The sequence below is a fragment of the Tessaracoccus lapidicaptus genome (assembly GCF_001693815.1).
Lineage (GTDB): Bacteria > Actinomycetota > Actinomycetes > Propionibacteriales > Propionibacteriaceae > Arachnia > Arachnia lapidicapta.
On the sequence record NZ_MBQD01000003.1, the window covers coordinates 91,498 to 104,395 of the forward strand.

Genomic DNA, 12,898 nt, shown 5'->3' on the forward strand with positions numbered 1-12,898 from the left:
AGAGCTTCCTGCGTGCATATGCACAGGAGAAGCCCTGGAGCGAGAACTATGCAGGTCAGTCGCCGAAGCCGGTGCCCACGTGCCGGGCCGCCGCGATCCACGGATGGTCGACGGGGACGGTCTTGAGGTTGCCGGCCACGTCCTCCAGGGGCACGGGCACCGCCTCGCCGGCCTGGGACGCCACGGTAACGCCGAAGTGACCCTCCGCGACCAGGTCCGCCCCGGCGGTGCCGAGGAGCGTGCCGAGCAGCCGGTCGTTGGCGTCGGGGGTGCCGCCGCGCTGCACGTAGCCGAGGATCGTCACGCGCGACTCGAGCCCGGTCGCCGCCTCCAGCTCGGTCGCCACCTTGAACGCGTTGTCGCGGTGGCCCGCCTCCACCGACGCCTTGTGCTGCTTGGCCGCGGCCTTCGCCTCCGGCGTCGACGCCGACTTCACCAGCGCGATCGCCGCCTGCAGGTCCGCGCTGTCCGCGACGTCGCGGGCCCCTTCGGCGATGGCGATGACCGAGAAGTTGCGGCCGGACGCGGCGCGCTTCTTGATCGACTCCGCGATCGACTCGACGTCGTACGGGATCTCCGGGATGAGGATGATGTCCGCCCCGCCCGCGATGCCGGACCCGAGCGCCAGCCAGCCGGCCTTGTGCCCCATGATCTCGGCGATGATGACGCGGTGGTGCGAGTGCGCCGTCGAGTGCAGCCGGTCGATCGCCTCGGTGGCGATACCGAGCGCCGTGGAGAACCCGAAGCTCGTGTCGGTGTGCGCGATGTCGTTGTCGATGGTCTTCGGCAGGTGGATGACGTTGAGGCCCGCCTCGCGCAGCCGGTTGGCGTTCTTGGCCGTCCCGCCGCCGCCGATGCACACCAGCGCGTCGAGCTTGTTCCTCTCGCAGTTCTCGACGATGGTCGGCACCATGTCGCGGACCTCGCCGTCGACGACCATCTTGTGAGCCTTGTCCCGCGACGTACCCAGCACCGTCCCGCCGACCGTCAGGATGCCCGACAGCGCCGTGCCGTCGAGTTCCTGCCAGCGGTCCTCCGCCAGGCCCCGGATGCCGTCGCGGAATCCGATGAGCTCCATGCCGTGCGTGCCGATGGCGGCCTTCCCGAACCCGCGGATCGCCGCGTTGAGCCCCGGGGAATCACCGCCGGCCGTCAGGATGCCGACCCGCTTCTTCGCGCCCATTGTCTGAACCTCCTCGTCCACCCACACCCTAGCGAGGACTGGCCCGCCCGCCCATAGACTGGACCACATGCCCGAACCGAACCGCCTCGACGTCCTGCGGTGCGCGGACCAGGACCGCGAGGTCGTGGCGACGCTGCTCAACAACGCCTACGCGGACGGTCGGCTCACGTTCGACGAGCACGCGGAGCGCATCGCACGCGCCTACGACGCCAAGACCTTCGGTGACCTCACCGCGCTGACGACGGATCTCGTCGTCGTCGACCCGCCCCGCCCCGCCCCGCAGCCGCTGAGTGCCCCCACCCCCGGCTACCCGCCCATGCCGGCCGCTCCCCCGCGCAGCGGCCTGCCCGTCACGCCCGGCGCGTTCACGGGCGGCAACGCGCTGCTGTCGACGTTCAACCCCGGACGCATCGGCGTGGTCGCCGGTGAGGTCACGCTGAACACGTGGCTGGGCGAGACCCGCCTCGACCTCATCGGCGCCGCCTTCGAACGCCGCGACACCACCATCCACGTCGGCGGCGGACTGTGCGACGTCAAGATCCGGGTCCCCGAGGGTGTGGACGTCAACCTGTCCGGAGTGAGCCTCATCATGGCCGAGTCGAAGGTGACGGGCCTCCTGCCCCGCCCCGACGGCATCCGGCTCACGCTGGTGGGCACGCTCATCATGGGCGAGCTGAAGGTGGTCGGCCCGGCGATGGACCGCCGCCGCTACGAGCGGTTCATCCGGTGACCGAGGACCTCTTCGCGCCCCCGGGCACGGCCTGGCAGCGGCTCTCCCCGAACTACCTGCGCATGAAGCTCCTCCTCATCCCACTCGGCTGGACCGCGCTGTTCGTCGGCCCCGCCGTCGCCGCGTTCCTGGTGGGGCCGCCGGCGTTGGGCTGGGCCGTGGTCGCGGTGTGGGCCGCGCTGCTCGCCTGGCGGCTGATCCGGGCGCCCCGGGCGTTCCGACGGTGGGGCTACGCCGAGCGCGACACCGACGTCTACCTCACCAGCGGCCTGTTCCACCGGCGGCTGGTGTGCGTGCCCTACGGGCGCATGCAACTCGTACAGCTGCAGTCCGGGCCGCTCGAGCGGGCCTTCGGGCTGGCCACGGTGGAGATGATCACGTCGTCGACGCAGGGCGGCGTCACCATCCCCGGCCTCGCCCAGGCGGACGCGGCCGCGCTGCGCGACCGGCTGATCGCCCGCGGCGAGACCCAGCAGGCCGGCATCTGATGAGCCTCTCCCCGGCCGACCCGTCGGCCCCGGCTGTCGTGCCCGCCCGTCAGGTGGTCGAGCACCCGAGCCCGCTCACCGGCGTGGCGCACGGCGGCATCGCCCTGGCGGCGGTCGTCGTGTTCTTCGTCCAGGAGTTGGGCGACGGCGGCCTCAAGGACCTCAGCGGCCAGGCGGTGGTCTTCGGGATCCTCGCCGCCGCGGCCGTGCTGCTGGCCGGCATCTACGGACTGTTCGCCTGGCGGACCACGGCGTTCATCGTGGACGACGCCGAATTCCGGGTCGAGCGGAGCTTCATCTGGAGGTCGTCGTCCAAAGTCGACTACACCAAGGTGCAGGCGGTGGAGATCGCCCAGCCACTCGTCGCCCGGCTGCTCGGGTTGGCGAAGGTCCACATCGACGTCGGCGGCGCCGGCGGACTCAACCTCGCGTTCCTCACCAGGACCCGGGCGGAGGCGCTGCGGGAACACCTCCTCGCGCGGATGGCCCGTGCCCGTGCGCTGCCCCCCGGCCCGGCGACCGCCCCAGGTGACACGGCACCGGCCGGCACCCCTCCCCTGGACCAGGCCGAGCCGCCCGAGGTGCTCGTCCACGCCGTCACGCCCGCCACCCTCCTGCTGGGCACCGCCGTCTCGAGCCCGGCCGCGGCCGCGCTGCTCGTCGCCGGCGCGCTGCTGGCGGCGTCCATCTGGGGCGGGGGCTCGATCACCTCCCTCGGCGCGCTCCTGGCGTTCGGGGGCTGGGCGTGGTCCAACGTCGGCCGCAACTGGGGGTTCCGCATGACGCGCCGCGGCGACACGCTGCGCATCTCCCGCGGATTCGGCTCCACCACCGCGCAGGGCCTCCGCCCCGACCGCATCCAGGGCGTGGCCGTGCAGCAGGACCTCCTGCAGCGCATCACGGGCCTCTACCGCGTCACCGTCACGGTGTTGGGCTTCGCGGAGTCCGGCGACGAGAGCAACGGCGCCGCCAACTCCGTCGTGCTCCCGTTCGGCACGTGGGCCGACGTCCTCACGGTGCTGCGGGCGATCTGGCCGGAGCTGGACCTCACCCGGGTGCAGCCGGTGCCGCAGCCCGACCGCGCGCGCTGGCTGACGCCGCTGGCGTTCGAGCAGCACACGTGGGGCGTCGGCGACGACGTCGTCGTGGCGCACCATGGCCTCATTGAGCACCGCCTGACGATCGTCCCGCACCGCCGGATGCAGTCGCTGTCGGTGCACCAGGGGCCCCTGCAGCGGAGGCTGCGGCTCGCGACGGTCGCGGTGCACACCACCGACGGTCCGGTGTCGCTGCGGCTGTACCACCTCGACGCCGGGATCGCGCGGCGCGTGTTCGAAGATCAACTGGAACGCGGGCGCGCGGCCCGCGCCGCCGTCGCCTGATCCTGACCGCGCTCTCCGGCGCCGGGGGTGCTACCGCTACGCTACGGGCCATGAGCAGCATCTTCCTGGGTATCGACGTCGGCGGGTCCGGCATCAAGGGCGCGCCGGTGGACCTGGCGATCGGTGACTTCGCTGGCGACCGCCTCCGCATCCCGACGCCGGCCAAGTCGACGCCGAAGAACGTCGCGGCGGTGGTCGGCGAGATCATCGACCAGTTCGCCGGCGTCATCGGCGACAACCCCGTGGGCCTCACTATTCCCGCCCCCGTCCTGCACGGCAAGGTGCCGTTCATGGCCAACCTGGACGAGAAGTGGAACGGCTTCAAGGCCGACGAGTACTTCGAGGAGAAGCTGGGCCGCAAGGTGGTGCTCGTCAACGACGCGGACGCCGCGGGCCTCGCCGAGGTGCACTTCGGCGCCGCCAAGGACCACCCGGGTCTGGTCATCCTCACGACGCTGGGCACCGGCATCGGCTCGGCGATCATCTACCGCGGCGTGCTCATTCCCAACGCCGAGCTCGGCCATCTGGAACTCGACGGCTTCGACGCGGAGAAGCGCGCGGCGTCGTCGATCAAGGACAAGGAGGGCATCAGCTACGAGGAGTGGGCCACCGAGCGCCTCCAGCCCTACTACAGCCACGTCGAGATGCTGTTCTCCCCGGACCTGTTCGTCACCGGCGGCGGCGTGTCGAAGGACTGGGACAAGTGGGGACACCTGCTCAAGCTCAAGACGCCCATGGTCCCCGCGAAGCTGCGCAACCGCGCCGGCATCATCGGAGCGGCGCTGGCCGCGAAGGACGCCGTCGACAACCCCGACGTGCTGTCGATGATCCCGGCCGTGGCCGACGCGAACCCGGCCGATGTCGCGGAGACCGACGCCGACGAGTGACCTGATCAGACGAGGAGCTCTCTCACATACGCTCGGGCGCGTCGATCCCCAACAGACCCAGACCCCTGGCCAGCACCTGCTGCGTCGCGGCGCACAGCGCCAGCCGTGAGGCGCGGACGTCCCCCTCAGACTTCAGCACCGGGCACGCCTCGTAGAACGACGCCAGCGCTCCGGCGAGGTCATACAGGTAGTGGCACAGCTTGTGGGGCTGCAGCGAATGCGCCACCTCGTCGACGACGTCGCCGAAGCCGCTGAGCAGCAGGGCGAGCTGCTGTTCCGCGGGCTCCTCGAGCACGGTCACGGAGCCCCAGGAGATGTTCTCGGCCGCTGCCTTGCGCAGGATCTGCGTGACCCGCGCGTGCGCGTACTGGAGGTAGGGGCCGGTGTCGCCGGTGGTCTGGACCATGCGCTCGGCGTCGAAGGTGTAGTCCTTCTGCAGGCCGTTGGAGAGGTCGGCGTACTTGATCGCCGCCAGCGCGATGTTCGGGGCGGCCACCTCCTCGGCCGCGTCGAGCAGCGAGCCCAGGGTGGCGGCCGAGCCGTCGCGGGTCTTGAAGGGCTTGCCGTCGCGGCCGAGCACCATGCCGTATCCGACGTGCTGCGCGGTGACGTGCCCGGGCAGGAAGCCGGCCTTCCGGGCGGCCGCGAACACCTGCGCGAAGTGCCCGGCCTGCCGGGCGTCGGTGACGTAGATGATCCGGTCGGCGTGGAGGTCACGCACGCGGCGGCGGATCGCGGCCAGGTCGGTCGTCGCGTAGCCGTAGCCGCCGTCGGTCTTGCGGACGATGAGCGGGGCCTCGAAGCCGTCGACGAACACGCATAGGGCGCCGTCGTCGACGACCGCGACACCGGACTCCTCCAGCTCCCGCACCAGCACGGGAAGGTCGTCGTTGTAGGTGGACTCGCCGGCGAGGTCGTCGTCGGTGAGGAGGACCCCGAGGCGGCGGTAGGCCTCGTTGAACGCGGGCTTGGAGATCTCGACGAGCTGGCGCCAGATGGCGAGCGACTCCTCGTCACCGCCCTGGAACGCGGAGACGCGGGCGCGGGCGCGCGTGGCGAACTCCTCGTCCTCGCGGAAGCGGGCAGCCGCGCGCTTGTACAGCGCGTCGGCCTCGTCGAGCGTCAGCGACCCCGCGTCGATCCCCTCGTCGAGGACCTCCTCGATCAGCATCCCGAACTGGGTGCCCCAGTCGCCGATGTGGTTCTGCGGGATGACGGTGTGGCCGAGGGCGGCGAGCACGCGGTGGAAGCAGTCGCCGATGATCGTGGTGCGCAGGTGGCCGACGTGCATCTGCTTGGCCACGTTGGGCGCCGAGTAGTCGATGACCACCCGCTGCGGATACGCGACGGGGTTGAGGCCGCCGTGCGGATCCTCGAGGAGCGCGGTGGCGGCGTCGGCCAGCACCTCTGAGCGCATGCGGAAGTTGATGAACCCGGGGCCGGCGATCTCGAGCGGCTCACACAGGTCATCGACGTCGAGGCGGGCGACGATGTCGGCGGCGACCTCGCGGGGCGGGCGCCCCTCCTGCTTGGCCAGGCGCAGCGCGACGTTCGACTGGAAGTGACCGAACTGGGGCTTGGTGGCGGGGCGCATCTCGGGGTCGACGCCGGTGACGGCACGCAGCCGGGCGTCAAGGAGCGCAGGGAGGGATTGCATGGGCGCCATTCTCGCACCGTCGTCGGACTCCGCCCAAGCCGAGCGCCCTCCCGGACCGGTGGCGGTCGAGCCTGACACGCGGTCTGCGGGGGTGAGACACGAATCAGGCTCATCGCGCCCCGGGCGCAGGGGCCCAGGCGCGACGAGCCTGTCCGGTTCAGTGCAGCGTGTCGACGGCGGCGCGCTCGATAGCGAGCCCGTCCCGGTACCGCTCCATGAACCGGTCGAAGCCCTCGACGTCGGCCGCCTCCGGCTCAGCCGTCTCGATCGCCGCCCCACCGAAGACCGACGACGCCAGCCAGTCGGCCAGCGACTCCCCGTCGGCGCGCAGGAACGACGCCAGCAGGGCCATGCCCCAGGCGCCTCCCTCGCCGGCGACCTCCCCGACCGACACTGGCGTGTTCATCGCCGCCGCCAGGAACCGCTGGGCGACCCCCTTGGTCTTGAACAGCCCGCCGTGGGCGAACATCGAGTCGAGCTCGACGCCCTCGTCCTTGAGCAGGATGTCCATGCCGACGCGCAGCGCGCCCAGCGCCGCGAACAGGTGCGTGCGCATGAAGTTGGCCAGCGTGAACGAGCTGTGCGGCGTCCGCACGAACAGCGGCCGCCCCGCCTCCAACCCGACGACGTGCTCGCCGGCCAGGTAGTTGTAGGCGAGCATGCCGCCGCCGTCGGCGTCGCCCTCGAGGGCTGCGGTGTACAGGGTCTGGAACAGTGCGGTGGTGTCCACCTGCGCGCCGAGCGCGGCCGCGGCCTCGCCGAAGAGCCCGACCCACGCCTGCAGGTCGACGGCGCCGTTGTTGCAGTGCGCCATGCCGACGAGGTCGCCGGCGGGCGTCGTGACGAGGTCGATCTCCTCGTGGAGCTGCTTCAGCGGTCCCTCGAGGACCACCATCGCGAAGATGCTGGTCCCGGCCGACACGTTGGCTGTGCGCCGCGCGACGGAGTTCGTCGCCACCATGCCGGTCCCGGCGTCGCCCTCGGCGGGGGCCACGGGCACGCCGGCGCGGAGCTTCCCCGACGGATCGAGCAGCCGGGCGCCCTCCTCGGTGAGCCGTCCGGCCTCCCGGCCTGCCGGCAGCACCGCGGGCAGGATGTCGCGGAGCTTCCACGGGTAGCGGTGGTCGGCCACCAGCGAGTCGAACTGCGCGAGCATGCCGGCGTCGAACTGCCCCGTGGCGGTGTCGATCGGGAACATGCCGCTGGCGTCGCCCACGCCGAGGACCCGTTCGCCGGTCAGGCGCCAGTGCACGTAGCCGGCGAGCGTCGTCAGGTAGTCGATCTTCCCGACGTGCGCCTCCCCGTTCAGCACGGCCTGGTACAGGTGCGCGATGCTCCACCGCTGCGGGATGTTGTACTGGAACAGCTTCGTCAACGCGTGCGCCGACTCCCCCGTGATGGTGTTCTGCCACGTCCGGAAGGGCACGAGCAGCTCGCCTGCGGCGTCGAACGCCATGTAGCCGTGCATCATGGCGGAGAAGCCCATGGCGCCGACCGTCTCGAGCTGGACGCCGTACGCGGACTCGACGGCGGACGCGAGGTCCGCGTAGGCGGCCTGGAGGCCGGACCAGACGGCGTCGATGTCGTAGGTCCACACCCCGTTCTCAAGCTTCGACTTCCACTCATGTCCTCCCGTCGCGAGGGGCTGGTGGTCGGGTCCGATGAGGACGGCCTTGATGCGGGTCGAGCCGAGCTCGATGCCGAGCGACGTGTTGCCACCCACGATGGTGTCGCGCGCTGCGGTCACGTTTTCCACGATGTAAACCTCCGTTGTTGTACGCGGTCCCATCATCCCGCGCCGGAGCCTCGTTGACCAGAGCGGGGTGACCAATCGTCCCGTGCCGCCGGATAGGGACCTCGACCCGCGGGCCACTACGCTGACGGCCATGCGGATTTCGGTGATTGGATGCGGCTACCTGGGCGCGGTACACGCGGCCTGCATGGCGGAGCTCGGCCACGACGTCGTCGGCCTGGACGTCGATGAAACCAAGGTCGCCCTCCTGGCGCAGGGGCGGCCGTCCTTCCACGAGCCGGGCTTCCCGGAACTCCTCGCGCGCCACGTGGGAACCAGACGCCTGCGCTTCACGACGGACCCGACGGAGATCCGCGACGCGGAGATCCACTTCATCGGCGTCGGGACCCCGCAGCTGCAGGGCCGGCTGGGCGCCGACATGACCTACGTGCGCCAGGCGGTCGCCACGATCGTCGAGCACGCGGCACCCCCGGCCGAGGGCCGGCCGGTGCTGGTGGCGGGCAAGTCGACGGTACCCGTCGGGACGGCGGAGGAGATCGCCGAGGCTCTGGCGTCGTCGGGGAAGAACCTGATGCTGGCCTGGAACCCGGAGTTCCTGCGCGAGGGCTACGCCGTCGCCGACACTCTGCACCCGGACCGGCTGGTCTACGGGCTGCCGGAGGACCTGGAGCGCGGCGCCGTGGCGAAGGAGATCCTCGACGAGTGCTACGCGCGGCCCCTCGCCACCGGGACCCCCCTGGTGGTGGCCAACTACCCGACGGCGGAGCTGGTGAAGGTGGCCGCGAACTCGTTCCTCGCCACCAAGATCTCCTTCATCAACGCCATGGCGGAGCTGTGCGACGCCACGGGCGGCGACGTGACTCGGCTGGCCGAGGCCATCGGCTACGACGACCGCATCGGAAGCAAGTTCCTCCAGGCCGGCATCGGCTTCGGCGGCGGATGCCTGCCCAAGGACATCCGCGCCTTCATGGCCCGGGCGGGCGAACTGGGCGTCGATGAGGCCCTCACGTTCCTGCGCGAGGTGGACGCCATCAACCTGCGGCGCCGCGACCACGCCGTCACCCTCGCCGAGGAGGCGGTCGGCGGCCGGCTGGCCGGCAGGAAGGTCGCCGTCCTGGGCATCACCTTCAAGCCGGACACCGACGACCTGCGCGACTCCCCGGCGCTCGACATCGCGGGCCGCCTGTGGTCGCGGGGCGCGGAGCTGGCGGTCGTCGACCCCGCCGCGGGTGACCTGCTACGCCGGCGACAGCCCGAACTCAACGTCCACGACTCGATCGAGGACGCGATCCGCGACGCCCACGTCGTCATGGTGCTGACGCAGTGGAAGGAGTTCGTGGAGCTGGACCCGGCCGCCCTCGTGGCGCTGCCGGCCACCCCCAACGTCGTCGACGGGCGCAACGTCCTGGATCCCCGACGCTGGAGCAACGCCGGCTGGCGCTACTTCGGGATGGGCCGGGGCGTCTCCGTCTGGTGAACGCCCCGAGCGTGGGCTGGGTGCCCGAACGGTCCTGGAAGCGGTCCCCTCGTCAGCCCGCGTTTCTTAGGCTTCGAGGCCGCTCCGCGGCACCTCAGCCAGCGGGGGTGGGCTGGCCGTAGACGTTCTGGTAGCGGTCGAACAGCGAGTCGATCTTGTCCTGCGGGATCGGGATGACCTCGCCCAGCTGACGCGCGATGTGGATCGTCCGCGCGACCTCCTCGCACATCACCGCGGCCTTGACGGCGTCGCGGGCGTCCTTGCCGATGGTGAACGGCCCGTGGTTCTGCATCAGCACGGCGCGGCTGCGCGAGTCCTTGAGGGTCTCGACGATGCCCTGGCCGATCGAGTCGTCGCCGATGAGCGCGAACGGCCCGACCGGGATCTCGCCGCCGAACTCGTCGCCCATCATGGTGAGCACGCAGGGGATGGCCTCGCCGCGGGCGGCCCAGGCGGTGGCGTAGGTCGAGTGGGTGTGCACGACGCCGCCGATGTGGTCCATGTTGCGGTACACGTAGGCGTGGGCGGCGGTGTCGCTGGAGGGCTGCAGGGTGGCGGGGGTGCCGTCGTCGATCTTCACGCCGTCGAGCGTGCACACCACCATCTTCTCCGGGGCCAGGTCGTCGTAGGAGACGCCGGACGGCTTGATGACGAACAGGTCCTGGCCGATGGCGTCGGCGCAGCGGATCCGCTGCGACACGTTGCCGGCCGTCCACACCACGAGCTCCCAGCGGGGCAGCTCGGCATGCAGACGCGAGACCAGGTCCCGGGTCCGGGCGACCTCGTCCTGGAGATCGGCGGGCAGATCGGTGAGGGTGAGCGTCACGGTTCCTCCAACGTTGTAAACCTGATCAGATCCTAAGCGGCCGGCGCTGCCCGCGGCACCGGGGTCCGGCGCCACGGGCGCGACGCGTCAGACGCGGTTGTCGCGGTACCAGCGCACCAGTGCCTGGGTCGACGGGTCCTGCCGCGACAGGGCGGCGGCGTCGCCGAACACCGCCGGGGCGATGTCGAGGGCCAGCTTCTTGCCCAGCTCGACGCCCCACTGGTCGAACGAGTCGATACCCCACACGATGCCCTGCACGAAGGTGATGTGCTCGTACAAGGCGATGAGCTGCCCGACCACCGACGGCGTCAGCGCGGGCGCCATGATCGACGTCGTGGGCTTGTTGCCCGCGAACACCCGGGCCGGGACGATCTCCTCGGGCGTCCCCTCGGCGCGCACCTCGTCGGCCGTCTTGCCGAAGGCGAGCGCCGCGGTCTGCGCGAAGAAGTTGGCGAGGAACAGCCCGTGCACGTCGGTGTCGCCGTCGAGCGTCGGGTGCGCGGGGTTCGCGACCGCGATGAAGTCCGCGGGGATCAGGCGCGTGCCCTGGTGGATCAGCTGGTAGAAGGCGTGCTGGCCGTTGGTGCCGGGCTCGCCCCAGAAGATCTCCCCCGTGTCCGAGGTCACCGGCGTGCCGTCCCAGCGCACCGACTTGCCGTTGGACTCCATGGTGAGCTGCTGCAGGTAGGCCGCGAAGCGGTGCAGATACTGCGCGTACGGCAGCACGGCGTGGCTGTGGGCGCCGTAGAAGTTGACGTACCACACGTTGATCAGCCCCATGAGGAGCGGCACGTTGCGCTCGGGAGTCTCGGTGCGGAAGTGCGTGTCGACGGCGTGGAAGCCGGCGAGGAAGTCACGGAAGCCGTCCGGGCCGATCGCGATGGCGACCGGCAGTCCCACCGCCGAATCGACCGAGTAGCGCCCGCCGACCCAGTCCCAGAACCCGAAGGCGTTGGCCGGGTCGATGCCGAAATCGGCGACCTTGTCCAGCGCCGTCGACACGGCGACGAAGTGCTTGGCGATCGCTGCGCGGCGGGACTCGTCGGTGTCGTCGACGACGCCGGCCTCCGCGAGGCGCGTCAGGAACCAGTCGCGGGCCATGCGGGCGTTGGTGAGGGTCTCGAGCGTGGTGAAGGTCTTCGACGCGACGATGAACAGCGTCGTCTCGGGGTCCAGGTCCGCGACCTTCTCGGCGCAGTCGGCCGGATCGATGTTGGAGATGAAGCGGCACTCGAGGCCGTCCTGCTTGTACGGCAGCAGCGCCTCGTAGACCATGACCGGCCCGAGGTCGGAGCCGCCGATGCCGATGTTGACGACCGTCTCGATCCGCTTGCCGGTGACCCCGGTCCACTCGCCGGAACGTACCTGGTCCGCGAAGGCGTACATGCGGTCCAGCACCTCGTGCACGTCGGCGACGACGTCCTGCCCGTCGACGGTGAGTTCGGCGTCGCGCGGGAGCCGCAGGGCGGTGTGCAGGACGGAGCGGTTCTCCGTGACGTTGATGCGCTCGCCGGCGAACATGGCGTCGCGGCGGCCGGCGACGTCGACCTGCTCGGCCAGCCGGACCAGGGCGGCGACGATGTCCTCGTTGATGAGGTTCTTCGACAGGTCGACCCGCAGGTCGGCGAGGTCGAAGGTGAGCTCCTCTGCGCGGTGCGGGTCCGCCTCGAACCAGCCGCGGAGATCGGGGACGAGGGCGTCCTTGAGGACCTTCAGGTCCGCCCAGGCTTCGGTGGTGGTGGCGTCAACCGGAGTGATCATGGCCCCAGCCTAGGGCAGGGGTCACCGCACGCTGATGTGCACGTGGTCATAGTGGTTGGCGGTGACGCTGCCGCGGTCCTCCATGCCTCGCCAACCGTCACCCGCGCGCTGCGCCGTCCAGATCTGCTGCGAATAGATGACCTCGATGACGCCGAGCGCGGACGCGTTTGCGCGCGCCCAGCGGGCGATCTGCCAGCCGTACTCGCCGGACACCATCACGTCGATGGCCTGTCCCGTGCTGTGGTACGAGCCGCCGTCGCTGCGGTAGCCGCCGTAGCTGTCCACCTTGGGGAACTCGGCACAGACCGCGCGCAGGACGGCACGGGTCCGCGTCGTGAGGCCGGACTCGATGCCGGCCGCGTCCGCGCAGGGCTCGCTGGAGAAGCCCGAGCCGCCGCCCCCGGACCCGGACTCGCTCCGGCTGGCCGTGGTCGGCGCCGGCGCCGCCGGCTTCTCGGTGCTGAGGAAGCTCTCCTTGATCCATCCGGCCCGGTCGCTCAGCACGACCTGGCGCCAGCCCTCGACCGCCCAGGCGGTGATGGCCACGTCGGCGCCCGCGGCGATCGTCGTGCGCGCGTCGTAGCCGGTCCCCGGTCCGGTGCGGACGTTCACGGCCGCGGTGGCATACCTCGTTCCGGCTCTCTCCGCCACGGCGGTGTAGTCGACCGGCTCGGTCGTCGGCGTGGGCGTCGGGGTGGGGGGGGGCGGCGGGGGCGGGGGCGCGGCGGGGGGGGGGGGGCCCTTGGCCGCGCCC

At 71.2% G+C, this 12,898-nt stretch carries 11 protein-coding genes; 5 read left to right on the forward strand and 6 right to left on the reverse strand.

Annotated features, from left to right (window positions below; genetic code table 11):
- Nucleotides 1–55: 55 nt before the first annotated feature.
- Nucleotides 56–1,183 (reverse strand): 6-phosphofructokinase, encoded by a 1,128-nt coding sequence (locus tag BCR15_RS01660; RefSeq protein ID WP_068749780.1) that lies wholly within the window; start codon nucleotides 1,181–1,183, stop codon nucleotides 56–58.
- A gap of 67 nt (nucleotides 1,184–1,250) precedes the next feature.
- On the opposite strand from BCR15_RS01660, the gene BCR15_RS14535 reads away from it, so the two are divergent.
- The 4 genes from BCR15_RS14535 to ppgK are packed head-to-tail and all read left to right on the forward strand — an operon-like array spanning nucleotide 1,251 to nucleotide 4,670.
- On the forward strand, nucleotides 1,251–1,913 hold the full coding sequence (locus BCR15_RS14535; RefSeq protein WP_068749782.1) for a DUF1707 SHOCT-like domain-containing protein: 663 nt from the start codon (nucleotides 1,251–1,253) through the stop codon (nucleotides 1,911–1,913).
- Complete coding sequence (locus tag BCR15_RS01670) at nucleotides 1,910–2,401, forward strand: PH domain-containing protein (RefSeq protein ID WP_068749784.1); 492 nt, start codon at nucleotides 1,910–1,912, stop codon at nucleotides 2,399–2,401. The genes BCR15_RS14535 and BCR15_RS01670 overlap by 4 nt, the downstream gene beginning before the upstream one ends.
- Nucleotides 2,401–3,783 (forward strand): PH domain-containing protein, encoded by a 1,383-nt coding sequence (locus BCR15_RS01675; protein WP_068749791.1) that lies wholly within the window; start codon nucleotides 2,401–2,403, stop codon nucleotides 3,781–3,783. The genes BCR15_RS01670 and BCR15_RS01675 overlap by 1 nt, the downstream gene beginning before the upstream one ends.
- Before the next feature lie 50 nt (nucleotides 3,784–3,833).
- On the forward strand, nucleotides 3,834–4,670 hold the full coding sequence (gene ppgK, locus BCR15_RS01680) for a polyphosphate--glucose phosphotransferase (protein ID WP_078920036.1): 837 nt from the start codon (nucleotides 3,834–3,836) through the stop codon (nucleotides 4,668–4,670).
- Nucleotides 4,671–4,692: 22 nt separating this feature from the next.
- On the opposite strand, the gene argS is transcribed toward ppgK, so the two are convergent.
- Entirely contained in the window at nucleotides 4,693–6,327 is a 1,635-nt protein-coding gene (gene argS, locus BCR15_RS01685; protein ID WP_068749793.1) for an arginine--tRNA ligase, read from the reverse strand.
- Nucleotides 6,328–6,484: 157 nt separating this feature from the next.
- Nucleotides 6,485–8,074, reverse strand: coding sequence for a xylulokinase (locus tag BCR15_RS01690; RefSeq protein ID WP_256094426.1), 1,590 nt, complete (start codon nucleotides 8,072–8,074; stop codon nucleotides 6,485–6,487).
- A gap of 139 nt (nucleotides 8,075–8,213) precedes the next feature.
- Here BCR15_RS01690 and BCR15_RS01695 point away from each other — a divergent pair, with 139 nt between their 5' ends.
- Nucleotides 8,214–9,557 carry a UDP-glucose dehydrogenase family protein gene (locus BCR15_RS01695; RefSeq protein ID WP_068749795.1) on the forward strand — a complete coding sequence of 448 codons (1,344 nt, stop codon included), beginning with the start codon at nucleotides 8,214–8,216 and terminating at the stop codon, nucleotides 9,555–9,557.
- 94 nt (nucleotides 9,558–9,651) lie between these two features.
- Here BCR15_RS01695 and BCR15_RS01700 read toward each other — a convergent pair whose 3' ends face one another.
- From BCR15_RS01700 to BCR15_RS01710, 3 genes are all read right to left on the reverse strand, one after another.
- Nucleotides 9,652–10,383 carry an L-ribulose-5-phosphate 4-epimerase gene (locus BCR15_RS01700; protein ID WP_068749797.1) on the reverse strand — a complete coding sequence of 244 codons (732 nt, stop codon included), beginning with the start codon at nucleotides 10,381–10,383 and terminating at the stop codon, nucleotides 9,652–9,654.
- 87 nt (nucleotides 10,384–10,470) lie between these two features.
- Entirely contained in the window at nucleotides 10,471–12,144 is a 1,674-nt protein-coding gene (gene pgi, locus BCR15_RS01705) for a glucose-6-phosphate isomerase (protein ID WP_068749799.1), read from the reverse strand.
- 21 nt (nucleotides 12,145–12,165) lie between these two features.
- Nucleotides 12,166–12,795, reverse strand: coding sequence for a VldE C-terminal domain-containing protein (locus BCR15_RS01710; protein ID WP_083196559.1), 630 nt, complete (start codon nucleotides 12,793–12,795; stop codon nucleotides 12,166–12,168).
- Between the last annotated feature and the right edge of the window lie 103 nt (nucleotides 12,796–12,898).